General features: G+C 57.2%; 12 protein-coding genes. 10 read left to right on the forward strand and 2 right to left on the reverse strand.

Annotation, left to right across the window (positions count from 1 at the left end):
• Window positions 1–4: 4 nt before the first annotated feature.
• Window positions 5–877, forward strand: coding sequence for a Gfo/Idh/MocA family oxidoreductase (locus AC0YNU_RS11510; RefSeq protein ID WP_475756407.1), 873 nt, complete (start codon window positions 5–7; stop codon window positions 875–877).
• A gap of 277 nt (window positions 878–1,154) precedes the next feature.
• Here the strand turns inward: AC0YNU_RS11510 and AC0YNU_RS11515 are convergent, their stop codons facing one another.
• Together AC0YNU_RS11515 and AC0YNU_RS11520 are read right to left on the reverse strand one after the other, a co-directional pair.
• Window positions 1,155–2,093: a type III secretion system chaperone family protein gene (locus AC0YNU_RS11515; RefSeq protein WP_475756409.1), complete on the reverse strand. Its 939-nt coding sequence runs from the start codon at window positions 2,091–2,093 to the stop codon at window positions 1,155–1,157.
• A 590-nt stretch (window positions 2,094–2,683) separates the two neighbouring features.
• Window positions 2,684–5,482: a hypothetical protein gene (locus AC0YNU_RS11520; protein WP_475756411.1), complete on the reverse strand. Its 2,799-nt coding sequence runs from the start codon at window positions 5,480–5,482 to the stop codon at window positions 2,684–2,686.
• A gap of 143 nt (window positions 5,483–5,625) precedes the next feature.
• On the opposite strand from AC0YNU_RS11520, the gene AC0YNU_RS11525 reads away from it, so the two are divergent.
• From AC0YNU_RS11525 to AC0YNU_RS11565, 9 genes are all read left to right on the forward strand, one after another.
• On the forward strand, window positions 5,626–8,691 hold the full coding sequence (locus AC0YNU_RS11525) for a cyclic nucleotide-binding domain-containing protein (RefSeq protein ID WP_475756413.1): 3,066 nt from the start codon (window positions 5,626–5,628) through the stop codon (window positions 8,689–8,691).
• Window positions 8,692–8,710: 19 nt separating this feature from the next.
• Complete coding sequence (locus tag AC0YNU_RS11530) at window positions 8,711–9,154, forward strand: ATP-binding protein (RefSeq protein ID WP_475756415.1); 444 nt, start codon at window positions 8,711–8,713, stop codon at window positions 9,152–9,154.
• 62 nt (window positions 9,155–9,216) lie between these two features.
• Entirely contained in the window at window positions 9,217–9,552 is a 336-nt protein-coding gene (locus tag AC0YNU_RS11535) for an STAS domain-containing protein (protein ID WP_475756417.1), read from the forward strand.
• A gap of 23 nt (window positions 9,553–9,575) precedes the next feature.
• Window positions 9,576–10,931, forward strand: coding sequence for a PP2C family protein-serine/threonine phosphatase (locus tag AC0YNU_RS11540; protein ID WP_475756419.1), 1,356 nt, complete (start codon window positions 9,576–9,578; stop codon window positions 10,929–10,931).
• 117 nt (window positions 10,932–11,048) lie between these two features.
• Window positions 11,049–13,259, forward strand: a complete 2,211-nt coding sequence (locus AC0YNU_RS11545; protein WP_475756422.1) for an AAA family ATPase — start codon at window positions 11,049–11,051, stop codon at window positions 13,257–13,259.
• 5 nt (window positions 13,260–13,264) lie between these two features.
• Window positions 13,265–13,831 carry a Pvc16 family protein gene (locus AC0YNU_RS11550; protein ID WP_475756424.1) on the forward strand — a complete coding sequence of 189 codons (567 nt, stop codon included), beginning with the start codon at window positions 13,265–13,267 and terminating at the stop codon, window positions 13,829–13,831.
• A gap of 123 nt (window positions 13,832–13,954) precedes the next feature.
• Window positions 13,955–15,640, forward strand: a complete 1,686-nt coding sequence (locus AC0YNU_RS11555; RefSeq protein ID WP_475757956.1) for a phage tail sheath family protein — start codon at window positions 13,955–13,957, stop codon at window positions 15,638–15,640.
• Between the two features lie 54 nt (window positions 15,641–15,694).
• Window positions 15,695–16,132: a phage tail protein gene (locus AC0YNU_RS11560; RefSeq protein ID WP_161695450.1), complete on the forward strand. Its 438-nt coding sequence runs from the start codon at window positions 15,695–15,697 to the stop codon at window positions 16,130–16,132.
• 128 nt (window positions 16,133–16,260) lie between these two features.
• Complete coding sequence (locus tag AC0YNU_RS11565) at window positions 16,261–16,638, forward strand: phage tail assembly protein (RefSeq protein ID WP_475756427.1); 378 nt, start codon at window positions 16,261–16,263, stop codon at window positions 16,636–16,638.
• The last annotated feature ends 2 nt before the right edge of the window (window positions 16,639–16,640 follow it).

Genomic DNA, 16,640 nt, shown 5'->3' on the forward strand with positions numbered 1-16,640 from the left:
GGACATGAGAACAATCGGGTTCATCGATTATTATTTGGACGAGTGGCATGCCGAACACTATCCGGCGTGGATCGAGCAGGCGTTGAACGGCGAGATGAAGGTGGCCTATGCGTACGGCAAAATCGATAAGATCGGCGGGCAGACGAACGCCGCCTGGTGCGAGAGGAAAGGCATCCGGCTGCTGGCTTCCATAGCGGAAGTCGTGGCGATGAGCGATTATCTGGTCGTGTTGTCGCCCGATCATCCGGAGTTTCACGAGGAGCTGTCGCTGCTTCCGCTGCGTTCGGGCAAGCCGACGTACGTGGACAAAACGTTCGCGCCTGACCGGAATACGGCGCTCTCGTTGTTCGAGACCGCGCGCATACACGGGACGCCGCTCTTTTCCAGCTCCGCGCTTCGTTATGCATCGGCATATGCCGAAGCCTCGAAACAAGGGATAGCGGTCATAAGCAGCATGGGACCTGGAATGTACGACACTTACGCGATTCATCAAATCGAGCCGATCGTAGCGCTCATGGGCTGCGAAGCCAGCCGCGTGATGTACATCGGCAGTCCGTCTTCGCCCGCGCTGCTGATCGGGTTCGTGGACGGCAGGCAGGCGGAAATCCGTCATTTCGGCGGGGATTGCCCGTTCAGCATGACGGTACAATATGAGTCGGGGACCGCCGTGAATCTGAAGGCGAATTCCGGTTATTTTCAAGCGTTTATCGGGACGATGCTGACGTTCTTCGAAACCGGCGAATCTCCGGTGGATCCGGCGGAGACGATCGCGATCATGACGATTATCGAGTACGGGCGATTGGCGGCGCAGCAGCCGTATCAGTGGATAGAGCTGCCGGCGGCGGGGACGGACTTCGGCGAGGCAGCAGGGGAATAAAGTAAATCGACGGCGATCGTGTCGATCGGAAGCGAAAAGCTTGCCCTGTTTGGGCAAGCTTTTTAGGCTATCGAGAAAGTCTCGGCAGCTTTTACACGTGATGGAACAAGCGTTGATGACCGCCGCCGTACAGAACATGAAGAAGATAGCCCTACGTTTCAAGAGGAAACTAAAAAAGAAACCCGTCGTTTTGAAAAAACGTGGGTTTCTCTGCACTCTGAAGAAACCGAGACGTCTTAAGGCAAGACGTCTCGGTTTCTTTGCGCTCATATAGGGTTCACAGGCCGCTACGCTCGATAACTTCCGAGACAACCGGCACGAAGCGCTTCATGACTTCGAGGTGATCGGACAACGCCGCGGCGGCGAGGCCGACGTCCAGATCCTGTCCGGCGCCCAGGGCAATCGTCGTTCGGTAGCGCAGCTCGCCGTCTTCGATGTCCATCTCGTAGCTGCCAGACGTGCTCCCGTAATTCTCGCCAATGAAGGCCAATGCGGTTTCCTCGCGCAGGGCGGAGGGAATCGCAGTCGGGAAGACGGAGTAAAGGATGATCGTGCGCGCCGCCTCTTCCACTTGAATGACGCTGCCCCATTCGGCTTCGTCCGTGTAGAAACGCAGCCGCATGAGCTCGCTGTTGATCGGTTCCGCGATAAGCGCCTTGGCTTCCAGGTAGCGTTGCATTTGCGCATAGAGGGGAGTGGCGCGGACCGGATCGCGGGCGGTCGTCTCGCGCCAATTCGTTCGCAGGCTGATGGTCAACCGTCCGCTCTCATCGCCTTCCTCGGGCTGTTGAACCGATTGCTTCAGTTCGAGCGCGAGCCAGCTCTCCGTCTGCTTCAATTGAACGGAGAGGGAGGACTTCTCCGATTCGCCGGACGGCATCAAAGCATCGAGAACGTCCTCCGCATCCATCCCTTGCGAGATGAGCCCGCGGACGATGGCCGGACGCAAGGCGACGAGCAGCTCGGCTGGCCGATCCGGCTCGAAGGTCGCCTGATTCAACCTGACGCTGCCGAAGCAATGAAACCATTCCTGCGCCACGATGGCCGCGCACGTCTCGCCGTCGACTTCCAGAAGCATCTCGCAGAATCCGGCCGCGGAACCCGAATCGTCGTAGTGCAACTCGATACGAACGATGGCTGCAGGTAGGGAAGCTCCGTCCAAGGTACGGAACAGGAGAGGCAGTTGCGTCTTTACGCTGGATCGTTGAATGGCCATGTCGGGCAGATCTCCTTGTTCTTTCATTCTATGTATAGAATCGGCTATAAAGTTTCCGTTCGTAACAACTGGCTAAACGAACGCGCCATACGCCTCGCCCTGAGGGGAGCGCTAACGATCGCCAGACACGTTATTTCCCTGTTTTAACCACTTTTCATTTTCTAACGCTCGCCACAGTGCTTATCTGCCGTCTAACGACCCATTTCGCCTGAAAAAAGTCAACTAACCACGCTAGCGATCGTAAGATTTTATAACGAGGCGATTGGAGCGAAATAGCCACTGTCACGAGCGTTAGAGATGCCGCACAAGTATGGTTGGCGGTTTTATTACTGCCGTGGATATAGACAGCGTATACGCATCCGCGGCTTCTAACCCAAGAAGCCGGGTTGAAAGGCGAAAGCAAAAACAAAGCAAAAATCCAGCAAAAACAAAGGGAAAATTAAAGCGAAAACAGCCAACGGCTTGTACATCCGAAATTCAAACAACCTGACACCAACCCGGGACATGCAAATCAAGCCTCGTACGATTTACACGCATATGGCGCATAACCGCTTACTTGATTACGCATCTCGCACGCTTAGGACGCGTGCTTACGTCTCGAAACCAAGGAACCCGCCCTTGAATTCCAATTCGCCGTTTTCGTTCGTGCCGAAGCCCAGCTTGCCCAAACTCTTGGATTTCTCGACGGACACTTTGGCGATCTCCGCATCCACTTCGAACGTCTTCGTCTCGGCGGCTCCAAGCGAAATTTCCCATTCCTTGGGCGTGCCGGTCTTGGTCCATTCCTTATCGAACGAGAGCGAGAGATCCAGGGAACTGGACAGCAAAATCTTGTTTACCTTCTCGGTGGCGCTCGTGGTCGGCTTGCCGGTTATCCAGCCCTTGACCGTATCGTTGATCGTCTCGTCCCCTTTGATCTTCTCCACGAGGCCCTTGCCGACGGCGTCGAATTGAGGGAGGGTGAACATGACGTCCGAACCGGTGTCGAGGACGCCGCCCATCCCTTTCTTGACGCCTTCTTCGTCGCCCCTCATCTTGCTTTGGAGCAGGCCGGCCACGTTCTTGGCTCCGCCGACGATCGGCGTGACCCACTTGGAGGCGATGTTCGCCCATTCGGAGACATCCTCGCCGTAAGCGAACGGAATGGAACCCGAGGCCTCGATGGACAGGCTGCGCATCTTGCCGTTCACGAAGGCGAGCGAGCCTTCGAGTCCGAAGGCCACGCTCGTGTTGCCAAGCTTGACCTCGGTCGTGGCGCCGGCTTCCCAAACGCGTTTATTCGATTTGAAGCCGAGCGCCGACGCTTTGTCCTTCAGGGAGGCGACGTCGGTATTGTCGCCGAAGCCGGTCTTGCCGACCGGTGCCGTCTTGCCGGCCTTGGTATTATGTTCCGCTACGCGGTCTTCGATCGTCTCTTGGTCGTAATGATGCAGGCGCTTGTAACCCAATTCGCCGCCCATCTTGGCCACGCCGGCGTTGATATCGGCTTGAAGCTTGGCCATGAGGCCGACGTCGACGTAGTTGCCTTCCTTCATGTGCGTCTGTTCGATCATCGCAGCCCACAGCTCGGCTTCCTCGGTCTTCTCCATGCCGGACTTGCCGCCTTGGCCCCAGAAGTACTCCGCCGCCCGGGGCGCGATGTTGCGCATTTCCCGGTACATGCCGTACGAGAGCAGCTTCATGACGCCGACGGAGTTCTTGGCTTGGCTCTCCATGAACAGGCCGGCGCGGAAGTTGGCGTCCAGGCCGAACGTCTGGAAGCCCGCCCCGAACGTAATCGAGGCGTTGACCGTCAGGTCGCTCTCCTCGCGCTCCGCCTCCGCGGCCAAGCCGAACAGGACGTAGACGCTTCCCGATTGGTCGACCGGAATCTTCAGCTCGAATTCGAAAGAGCTGGAATCGCCGTTGTTCGGAACGGCAAGATCGATCACCTTGCCCACCTTCGAGAAGCCGCCGTTCAGCGTATCCGCTTCGACGGCTTGCTTGATGGACTTCTCCCCGACCTTGTCCGCGGCGACTTGCGACTTGACCCCGCTCGCGATCTCGCCCTGCTTGACGGTGTCCGCCTGGACGCTCGCATCGCCCTTCTTGCCTTTCGTAATCGCCCGGGCGGCCGCGACCGCTTCCGTCTGCTTGACTTTCAGCAGCTCGATCGCCTTGATCTGCGCGCCTTTCTTGGCGGCGGCGGCGATCTTATCCGCATCGCCCGGATTGCCCCTCGCAACCTCGAAGGCGGACGATTGCGCGGATGTTTTAAGCGCGCCCTTCGTCGCGGCTTCCGGCAGCACATGCTTCGCGATATCGATCGCGCTCTTGTCGACGACGGCGTTGACGGAGCCTTTCGTGAGGGAGGTCGCCTGTACCTTGGCCAGCATCCCGTAATACTTCTTGCCGAGTTCGGACTTGCCCGCCGTGTTCGTGTCCGTATCCAATTGGCCCTCGATGTCTGCCCGGGCTTGTTCGTTCGCGGCGGTAGCCAGCTTCTTCACGAAAGCCTTGGTCTCGTCGGAAGTCGTGCTGAAGAACCCCCGTTCATACCCGAGCTTCATGACGACGGCGAGCTTGATCGGATCGAACAGCTTGTTCGTATAAATCGATTCGATCACGTTTTCGGCGACGAGCGCGTCATTCGAATCGTGCCGATCCTTCAAGTCTTTCATGCCGGCATCTTTGACGTCCACGCTGCCGCTGAGGAAGGAAGCATCGTTCTTGATTCGCAGAGCCAGGTCCTTCTTGATCTGCGTGACGAGCTCGCTCAGCTTGCCGTCCGCCGCGGTCTGGCCGGTCCGTATCGCCTGCTTCTTGGCCTCGTCCTGCTGCTTGGCGAGCGGAGTCTTCAGCTTGGGCAAGACGGAATCATAACCTTCCTTGGCTTTCTGCTCCAGCATCGTCTTGTTGTCGGCGCCGATGGCGGCTCGAACCGTGTCGTAGGAGAGCCGGGTCAGCGAATCCTCGACGATCTTCGCCTTCTTGACGTTCTCCTCGGCGTACTTCTTGGCATCCGCCTTCTCGTCCGCCGTCGCGCCGACGTCCGCTTCGATGTTGTTCTTGACCTTGTCGGTCGCCGCCTGACGGACCGAGTCGCGCAAGGCCAGCGCTTCCTTGTTCGTGAGGAGATACTGTTCGGTCTGTTGCTTCGCGCCGGACAGCAGGAATTGATAGAGCTGGGAGGCAATCATCGGCGAATGTTGGTCTCTGTAGGTCGCCAGGTCCTCCTTGCGCTGCTCCTCCGGGGACTTCTGTGCCTGCAGCGGCGCTTGCCCGGCCGTCTGCGGCGCTTGCTGGCTGGCCTGCTGGTTGCCGACAGTGCTTGAGACAGGCCCCCCTTGCGTCTGATTGCCCTGCGGCGGCTTCGGGCTCTTCGAACTTCTGAACAAGCTCTGGAACACGGCAATATCCCCCTCGATACCCATATATGGAATCCATTATACATGAGCTTGCGGGAAAAACGCGCGAATAACCAAGAAAAAAGTGGAAGGAGAACGAATTTTGGATTATTTTGCAATTGATATGTAGTATGATTGAAGCGTGCATGAACGATTTGCTAGATAAGGTGGAAGCGCATGTGTTAGCGAAGCTCCAATCGCTGTTTAATCTCAGATACGAGGATCGGCAGAAGGTATGGATCATGGGCACCGTCTTCTTCTTGGCAGGCTTGTCGGAGATGGTAAACTATACGTCTTTCATGGCGCTCTTCAATAGCCGCGTAGGCACGCAATATTTGCCCATGATGTACCTCGCGGAAGCGGTGCTGATGCCGCTTGAGGGTTGGGCCTTCTCCTACTTGTCCCAAAAGTTGCCGAAACCCCGGTTTATGATCGTCATGTATGTCGCGTTTATCGCCATAGGCGCGGTCAACGGGGGAGGACTGCTCGTTTATCGCCTGTTCGATCTGTCTTGGCTGGGCTTCTATGTCATCTTGTTCCTAGGCTCCAACTTCGTTATTCGGCAGCAGACGCTGCTCATGTGGAGCACGGCGTTCGATCTGTGCCCGACGCAGCAGGCCAAGCGCGTCATGCCCGTGTTCGTGCTGTCCGCCATCTTGGGAGGTATCGCTGCCGGACTCTTGTCCAACTTGATGGCGCCCGCGATCGGCCCGGAACTGTTATACATACTGGCGACGTTGTTCTTGTTGGCGGGATTGCCGAACTTCATGAAGGCGATCAAGCAATACTTGATTCCGCTGACCTTCAAGAACGAGAAGGAAGAGGAAGAAGAGCAAGGGGAGAGGCAGGGCTCGTCCTTCTATCTCAAGCAAGCGCTGCGCTCGCCGTTCCTCATGACGGTAATCGGAATCATGACGCTGATGCCGGCCGCTTATTTTCTCATCGAATATCAGTACTTCACTTCGGCGCAGGCGGTTTATACCGACGAGGCCGAACTTACTTCGTTCTATGGGCTCATGGTCATCGTGCTGTTCTGCGCGGCATTCCTGCTGCAGCTCTTCGCGTCCAGGCTGATCGATTTGCTCGGCGCGAGCAACACCGTGTTCGCGATCGCGATCGCGTTCCTCGGCAGTTTCGGTCTCGTGAGCTTGTTCATCGGAACGCCGTACGCGCTTGCGGCCGTCTCCGTAGGCTATTGCTTGTCCTATTTGCTGCTCTATTATTTTGCCGAGCCCAGTTATCAATTTTTCTTCAAAATGCTCCCCCTCAAGCACCGGGACGGCTTCCGCTATATCGCGCAAGGAATCGCGGCTTCGGCGGGCGTTCTGATCGGGTCGGGAGCCGCGATGCTGCATTCCGTCCTGGGCGTGGAGATGACTTGGCAAGCGATCATCGGCACGATCATGGCCGCCTTCTTGCTCCTGCTGGCTTGGGCGAATCGGCATCTCTACATTAAGGAGCTCGTTCGTTATATCCAGATCGGCTCCGCGTCCGTCAAAGATTTCATGAACGAGTTTATCGAATCGATGAAGAACGACCGCGTGAAGCGGACCTTGCTCGAACAATTGCGCCATCCGAACGAAACGGTGCAGCAGCTGACGATTCAGTTATTCGCCGGCAATCCGGATGCGGCCGCCACCGAAGAGTTGCTGCAGTACGCGGAGCGGCGCGGCGGTCGGTCGAGAGCGGAGGCGCTGGCCGCTATTCCCCCGGGGAGCTGGAGCAAAATCAAGCTGGAACGATTGGAGCCTTTCATTCGGGACGGGGACGAGGACGTGCGGGCGATCGCGTACCGCAAGCTATTCGCGTCGCCTTCGTGGAGCGGCGAGCGGGAACGGTGGACCCGGCAAGCCAGGCACGACGGAAGCCGGACCGTCCAGGCCGAAGCGCTTCGCGTGATGGCGCAGTCGGAGAGCCTTGCGCGGGAACTGCGGGCTTGGCTCGAGGAGCGGAATTCTTCGACGGTGCTGGCCTGCCAAATCATTGGGGAGCGTCAGCTGAAGGAACACTACTTCGATGTCATGATGTGCATGCTTGAACCGACTCCCTTCGTCAGGAATATGGCGGTTCGCACGCTTGGCCGAATCGGCGACGAAGAGACGGCCAACAACCTGGGGGAACTCTTGATCGGAGCCGACGTGGAGCTGTGCGCGACGATCGAGGAGGCGTTCATCGAGATCGGAACGGCCGGCATGCCCGTCTATAACCGATTCATCGCTTCGTATAACGACGAGGTGTGGCGAGCGGCCGTAACCGCAATTATCGCGGTCGGCTTGGAGACGGACATTCACAAGACGGTCGTGCCTTCTTGCATTCAGAAGCTGCGCGAGCTGCGAGCCATTCGAGCCTATGTCGACCGTATCAGGGAAGCAGGGCACGCGGAATGGACGGAGCTCGCCCGGATGAGAAGCGACGAGTTAACGCTGTCGCTGCTGGATACGATTTGGACGGTCATGCTCCGCTTCGGCGACGAGCGTTCGATTCCCCAATTACGGAAGGCACTCGAAGGCGAAGACGAAGAGGTACGCGACAACGGACTGGAGATTCTGTCCGAAGGACTCGGCAATGCGAAGCTGGCGGCCGCGCTGCTCGCCTTTTATCAGAGAAGGGGCCAGCCCGTGAAGGGCCGCGGCGGTTCCGGCTCGCAACTGTCGGAAGAGGCGTTACATTTGGACGAAGCGATTACCGATCCGTGGCTGCAGGCCATCGCGATCAAATCCGGCGCAGCGGAAGGGGCGACCGCATTGGTGAACAACTGGGAATATTTGAGCGCGCTCGACAAAATCGTTTTCCTGAAGCAAGTGCCGCTATTCCAAGATATCTCGATCGAAGAGCTGGGCCGTATCGCCAGCATCGCTCATGAACGGGTCTTTCCGGAAGGGGATTTCCTGATGAAGCAGGGCGAGCGGGCGTCGTCCATGTACGTGCTCGTGGACGGTCACGTCGAGATCGGCGGACGGAACGAAGGCGGAACGTTCGGCACGATCGGCATCATCGGGGCGAAGGAATCGATCGGGGAAGCGGGCTTGTTCGACGATCGCCCGTCGCATGTGTCCGCGCAGGTAATCCTGGACGAAGCTCGCGCGCTGGAGATCGAGGGAAGGGAAGTGGCGAAGCTCGTGCGGGTGTACCCGGATGTCGGCGTCGGGCTGCTTCGTTCGATCGGCCATCGTTTGCGAATGATGGAGGATTTGGTGCTTAAGCTCGGATAGCAAACAAGGGGGCGACGGCATGCGGCAGGTAAGCGTTCGGCTGACGCCCTCGATGAACGAATGGACGAAGCTGAACAAGCTCGTCCATTCGTTCTGCGAAGCGCAGTCGCTGACGAACGAATTGCGGTTGGATCTGCAGCTCGTCTGCGAGGAATGGTTTACGAATATTGTCGTTCACGGCTATGAAGAAGGCGGAATCGATCCAAGCGACGCTCCCCCGATCGACGTAGAACTGCGTTTGGAAGAAGCGGACGAGATCGTATTCGTCTTCCGCGACGGGGCCGGGTTTTTCAATCCGCTGGAGAGAGAGAAGCCGGATTTGGGGCTGGAAGCGGAAGAACGCCCGATCGGGGGATTGGGCATCCACCTGATCAGGGCAAAGATGGATGAATGTTCATACGCAAGAACGGATGACGGCAACGTATTCGCCATGCGGGTAACCGCGCGGAGGAATAAGCAATAAGGCATAAGCAATAAGGAATCGGGAATCAAGAATAAGCAATAAGGCATGGGGAGCGAAGGACGATGAACGTAACGGTCGATACGCAAAATCAAATTCGGACGGTGAGGATAAGCGGCCGGCTGGACGGCACGACGATGCAGGAGCTGGAGGAACGATTCCTTCAGCTTGCGGACGAAGGCGGCTCGAGGTTCGTCTTCGATCTTAGCCTGCTTGATTATATCAGCAGCGCGGGGCTTCGCGTCATGTTGCTGGCCGTGAAGAAAACGAAAGCGGCCGGAGGCAAGCTCGCCCTGTTCGGCCTGAACGACAACGTGAACGAGATCTTCCGCATATCCGGCTTCTCCACGATCTTCTCCCTGTTCGCCGCAGAAGAGGAAGCGCTTGCGTTCGTATCCTAAACGAGAAAGACGAGGGGCATGCAATGGCATTCGTTATCTCCTTCTGGGTTGCGTTGGCGGTCCTGCTGCTAGTTGCCGGAATTCTGCGCATCGTCCGCAAGGAGCAGCTTAGAACGACCAAACTATTCAATATCGGCCTTCAGCTTAACGCCACGATCAAGCGGAAGGACCTGCTGGGAATCATCATGGAGACCGCTTCCCGCGAGATGTCGGCGGAGGGATCGTCCATTATCCTCGTCGACCAGAAGACGGGCGAGCTCTACTTCGAAGTGGCGACCGGCGATAAGACGGACGAGGTGAAGGAGATCAGGTTGAAGGCCGGAGAAGGCATTGCCGGTTGGGTGGCCGGATCGGGCCAATCCGTGCTCATCGCCGACGCCGCGAACGATGCCCGTTGGTCGAACAAAGTCGCGCTGAAGGTGAAGATTCCGACGCGCAACATGCTGTGCGTGCCTGTCCGGTCCGGCGGCAAAACGCTCGGGGTGCTGCAGGTCATCAACAAGCGCGGAAGGAGCGCCTTTAACAAGCAAGACCTTCGCCTATTGGAGATGATCGCTTCCCCGACCGCTATCGCGCTGGAAAACATGCTTCTCTACGAGGCGCTCGAGCAATCGATCGAGAACCTGCGCGTGACGACGGCCGCCAAGGAGAGGATGGAGAGCGAGTTAAAGATCGCCAGGGACATTCAGATGAGCTTCCTGCCGGGCGAATCGCTTCGCTCCGGCAAGACCGATCTGCACGCGCGCTTGATTCCGGCGAGGGAGGTAGGCGGCGATTTCTATCATTTCATGGAAATCGGCAACGACAAGCTGCTGATCTGCCTGGGCGACGTCTCCGACAAAGGGATGCCCGCTGCGTTGTTCATGTCGGGCTTGATGATCTGGATTCGGGCCAAGGCGACGACGGGCTTATCGCCCGCGGCGATCTTGATGGCGATTAATCGCGAGGTCAGCACGGAAGAGTCCACGATGTTCGCGACCATCTTCCTCGCGATTCTGGATACCCGGACGGGGGCGATGACGTACTGCGACGGAGGGCATTGCACGCCGCTGATTCTGTCGGCCGGCGGGGTTAGGGAGCTCGAGACCTCGAAGCATCCGCCCATCGGAATCTTCGGAGACTTGCTCTACGGGGATAATGAAGCCACGCTTGCGGAGGGCGAAACGCTCTTGCTGTACACGGACGGAATTACCGAAGCGGAGAACGACAGAGGGGAGTGGTTCTCCATGGAAAGGCTGCGCGAAGAGCTGGGGTTCCATGCAAGCCGATCCCCGATCGAATTGACGGAAGCGTTGGTGAACGCGGTCGCTCGGTTCGCCGAGAAGCATCCGCAATCGGACGACATCGCGATCATGGCGCTGCATCATGTCGAATCGTAGAATTTAATCTCGAAATTACTCGGATTTAGTTGATCTTTGGCGGATATCATGTGATTATTAGGATGTTAACCATTTTTTGCATAAATTCGGAACCGGCAGCGCTTAAGGAGTGACCGAATGACGGATATACAGAGGGCGTACAAGGACCCTTCGGAGCATCTTTCCGATGAGCTGAAGCGACTGGATATCCGCTTGGAATCGGAAGCCTTACATATGAATGCGGCTCCGCAATCGGAGCTGTCGTTCAACGAGTTCCCCGGCTTGTTCGTCAATGCGTCGGAAGCCAAATCTTTCCTTGGCGACGATAACAACGGATTCGTTTACGCCTACGAGCAGGCCGAACGGCTTCAAGCCGTCGAAGCCCGTCTGGAAGCCAGACTGCAAGCGACGGAACGACAGGGCACTCGGCTGCCGCTCGTCTCCCTTCGGAGGCGATTCGGCTTGGGCGAACTTGAGTCCCGTTGCCTGATCGCGGCGATCGCTCCCCATGCCGGACGACCTTACGACAAGGTTTACGCTTATCTGCAGGGGGATTACGTCAGCCCGTACTTGTCCATTGATCTTATGCTTCGCTTATGCGGAGATAACGCGGCAGAACGCAGAACGATCCTCCAACTGATGACCCAAGGCTCCCCCTTCTTCGACGATTTCTTCGACGCGAAGGACGACCGCGCCCAAGCTCCTGCTTCGTCCTTGCTCTCGCGGACGGTTCGGCTCAAGGATCGCATGGTCCATTATCTCCTCGGCATGGCGTGGAGGGAGAACGGGCCGCTGGCTCGCGTTCGGTTATTTTCCTCATCCGAAAACTCACTGCCGCCGATATTGATTCATGAGGAACTCCAGAAGCGCGTGAACGACTACGTTCTGCACAGAAGAGGGCGGGAAACCGCTGCGGCGCTAATGATTCACGGGCCCTCGGGGAGCGGCAAAACGTATCTTGCGCGGCAAGCTTGCGCGGCGCTCGGGCAGTCGCTCTTGGAGTGGGATCTGCGGGACGCCCCGGAAGAAGAACGGCCTTTTATCGAAGCTATTGATCGATTGCTGCTTGAAGCCAAACTGTCGGAAGCGATTCCGGCTTTCGATCATTTGCATATCTTACAACGTCCTCGATCGGAAAGAACGACCGAAGACAGGCGATTGGAACGTTTGATGGAACGGCTTGACGCCTCCAAGCAGCTTCTCTTCCTCTTCAGCGAGGAAGAGGTCAAGCCCGTCGCAGCCCCCGTACATATGGTTGCGATTCACATCCCGCTCGGCACGCCCGACATCGGCGAACGCAAGCGACTGTGGCAATCGTTGGCGAAGCCCGACATGCGTTTATCGTCGGAAGCGGCGGGAACGTTAGCGGGGAAGTTTCAGTTCACCCCGGGAAAGATCGCGGCCACGATCGACGACGTGCGCAAGTCCGCCGAATGGCGGTCGCCGGGCAAGGGGGACAGCTCCGACGGCCAAGCCTCGCCGTTGCTGCATCGGGCGGCATACCAGCTGATCAGCCATGGGCTGAAGGAGAAGGCGGTGAAGCTGGAACCGAGATTCGGCTGGGAGGATCTCATCCTTCCGCCCGACACGGAGCAATTGCTCCGCCAGGCCTGCGACAGAGTGAAGTACCGTCATCAGGTGCTCCACGAGTGGGGATTCGAAGGAAAGCTGCCATACGGCAAAGGCATCGGCATGCTCTTCACGGGACCCCCGGGAACGGGCAAGACGATGTCGGCGATGGTCCTTGCCAAGGAGATGGACTCGGAGCTCTATCGCGTCGATCTGTCCAGAGTGGTCAGCAAGTACATCGGCGAGACGGAGAAGAATTTAAGCGACATTTTCGATCAAGCCAAGCTTAGCGGAGCCATTCTGTTCTTCGACGAAGCGGATGCGCTGTTCGGGAAGCGTTCCGAGGTGAAGGATTCCCACGATAAGCATGCCAACATGGAGACCGCGTACCTCCTTCAGAAGATGGAAGAATACGACGGCCTGACGATCATGGCGACGAACTTCGCGCAGAATCTGGACGATGCTTTCACGAGGCGGATCCCTTTCATCATCAAATACCCGTTCCCCGACGCGACCCAGCGAGAACAACTGTGGCGCGCTACGTTTCCCAAGCAACTGCCGGTCGCGGAGATCGATTACGCCTTTCTCTCCCAGACGCTCGAGCTGGCCGGCGGTCCGATCAAGAACATCGTCGTCACGGCGGCGTTCCTGGCGGCAAGGGAAGGCGTGCCGGTCTCGATGAAGCAAATCATCGGAGGAGTCGTCCAAGAGTACAAGAAAACGGGAAAAGTGTTGTTAAAAGACCGTTTAGGCGTTTACGCCGACTATTGGAAGGGGTGAGAACGATGGCTGACTACACGGTAATCTCAGACATAGGTTTATCCTTGGTCAAGGTGCTGCGGGAAGCTCTGGTGCCGGAGCTGATCGCGCATCCGGACGGAGTGGGGCTTGCCCATCCGCATGACAAAGGCGATATGAATCTTAGTCTGTACTTATATCAGATTACGGAAAACCCCGATTTTCGAAGCAACGAGCTCATCGATCAAGGAGGAACGCTCCGTTATCCTTCGATCGCGCTGGACCTGTCTTACTTGATTACCGCGCATTCCGCTTCCGATGTGCTGACGAGGGCCATCGACGAGCATCGCATCATCGGAAGGACCTTGCAGACGCTTCATGATCATAACACCTTGAGGGGCGACGATTTGGTAGGGGCTCTTGCGGGCTCGGACGGCGCCTTCCGCATCGCCAAGGAAGAGATTCCTCTGGACGTGGCGATCAGCCTGTTCCCCGACGTTCCGTACAAGCTTTCGCTTAACTACCGGGTCGGACCGATCTATGTGGATTCGAATCGCTTGAAGCCGGTGGGCCGCGTACGCGAGCGCCATGTCAAGCTGAATCAAAAGCAATGAATCGCGTAGCAGCGACTGATTCGATTACCGAATGGGTCTTGCATATTTACAATCCGAAGGGAGGAACCGATATACTCGCAGGTTAACAGGAACTGTTGCTGCTTGGAATATCGGGTAATCAAAATGGCTGAGTATCTATCACCAGGCGTTTATGTAGAAGAATTCGACAGCGCGGGGCAACCCCTCTCCGGCGTAAGCTCCAGCACGGCGGGGTTCATCGGCATGGCCGAACGCGGTCCCGTTGAAGGGCTGCCGGTGCTGGTCACGGGCATGAACGACTTCAAGAGGAACTACGGCGGATATCTATCGGAGAACCAATTCGGCGCCTACCGGTTCTTGGCGTATGCGGTCGAACAGTTCTTCGTCAACGGCGGTTCGCGCGCTTACATCATGCGCGCTACTCCCTCGGATGCTGCCGTGGCTGCGAGCGAGGACGATCTCTTCGCGATAACGGCGAAGAATCCCGGCGCATGGGGCAACGCGGTGGAAGTGTTCATCGAGCCTTCGAGCAAGGTCAAGACGCAAATCTTCGAAGTTATTGGCGCCGGCAAGTATCGCGTCAAGAACGCTTCCGGTTTCCATGAGGGCGACTCTGTTACCTTCACGGACGGCGAGAAGCGGACGAGCACGACCATCGCGCTCATTAAAGACAACGTCATTGAATTAGCCGACGACCTTGGCGCGGACGTCGTCGACAACGGCTTGCTTCCGGTTAAAGTGCTCGCGGCCAGCGACTTCTCCTTGTATGTCGCTTACGGCGACGAGTCGGAACTGTACGAGAACTGCTCGTTCAACGCCAACGCGGCAAGTTATGTCGACAAGGTGACTTCGAGATCGGCATTACTGACCATCGCAGCAGCCAAGGATGCGAGCATCGCCGCATTGTTCGCCGAAGGCAGCAAGTACGCGATCGCCCTCTCCGGCGGCTCCGACGGCACGCAAGGCGGCATCAGCGCTTCGGATTATATCGGCGAAGACAACGGACCGGGCAAACGCACGGGCATTCAAGCGTTCGTCGATAACGATCAAGTCAGCATTATGTCCATCCCGGGCGTAACCGAGCCTAACGTACAACTGTCGCTCGTCGCGCATTGCGAGAACTTGGGCAGCCGTTTTGCTATTCTCGATATTCCGAGAGAGAAGACGAAGGTTTCCGACGTGCTCACTCACCGCGATATCTTCGATTCCAGCTATGCCGCTATGTATAACCCATGGCTTCAAGTGTTCGATCCGCTGGAGAAACGCAACATCTTCGTTCCTCCGTCCGGCACGGTCGCGGGCGTCTACGCGCGCAGCGACAATACTCGTGGCGTGGAGAAAGCGCCTGCCAACGAAGTGGTGCGCGGCGTAACCGGACTCGACGTTCAGTACAATAAGGGCGAACAAGATATTCTTAACCCAAAAGGCGTAAACCTAATCAGAAGTTTCTCCGGACAAGGCATTCGCATCTGGGGAGCAAGAACGACCTCTTCCAATGCGTTGTGGAAGTACATCAACATTCGCCGCTTGTTCATCTTCGTAGAAGAATCGATCAAATCGGGCACGAATTGGGTCGTCTTCGAACCGAACGACGAGCGTCTGTGGGCTCGCGTGCAGCGCACGATCGACGCGTTCCTGACGCGCGTATGGCGCGGCGGCGCATTGGTAGGTTCGTCTCCGTCGGAAGCCTTCTTCATCGATATTAGCGCGAACACGATGACCCAAGACGATATCGACAACGGCCGTCTGATCTGCGTGATCGGCATCGCGCCGGTCAAGCCGGCGGAATTCGTCATCTTCCGCATTACTCAGAAGACCAACGAGCAATAATGGCCTCATAGCATAACCCTTATTCTAATTGTGACAGGAGAGGAAGATTAAACGATGGCAGGCGAACGCAATGATCCATATCGCAAGTTTCGATTTCGTGTAGAAGTAGAAGGGATTGAGCAGGCCGGTTTCAGCGAAGTCTCCGGCTTCGATGCTTCCCTCGATGTAATCGAGTACCGGGAGGGCACCGATACGATTACGCCCCGCAAGCTTCCCGGCCTGGCGAAGTACGGCAACATCTCCTTGAAATGGGGAGCGACGGAAGCCATGGATTTGTTCGAATGGATTCAAGAGTGCATCGTCGAGGGCGCGATCGAGCGCAAGACGGTCACGATTATCGCGATCGACGAAGAAGGCGAAGATGTTGCTACGTGGCAAATCATGGAGGCGTGGCCGACGAAGTACACGGCTCCGGACTTCAACGCGACGGCATCCGAAGTGGCGATCGAGCTGCTCGAGCTGGCGCATGAAGGCATGCTGAGAACACAATAATAATCGCTTGATGCTGAGGAACAACAGTCAATTTTGTTGTTCCTCAGTTGTTATTCTAATCCCGTCTGGAAAAGTTAAACAATGAGCGGCGGGAAATGACCGATCACGAATATTTAAGGAGGGGCATGATGTCTTTCAAGACCGAATACGAATTCGAATTGCCAAGAGGGTACGTGGACGAGAACGGCAATCTCCACCGCAGGGGCACGATGCGCCTCGCGACCGCGGCCGATGAAATTCTTCCGATGAGGGATCAGCGCGTTCAGCAAAATCCCGGTTATTTGACGATCATTCTGCTGGCCCGCGTCGTAACGAAGCTGGGCGATCTGCGCGCGGTCGATACGAAAACGATCGAGAAGCTGTTCACGGCGGATCTCGCTTTCCTGCAGAATCTGTACCGCGAGGTCAACGAGACGGAGAGGCTCACGGTAAAGGCCATGTGTCCGAAATGCGACCATGAGCACGAGGTCGATATTTCTTTTTTGTCCGAGATGGAAGGGGCTTAAGC

The sequence above is a fragment of the Paenibacillus sp. J31P316 genome (assembly GCF_056269105.1).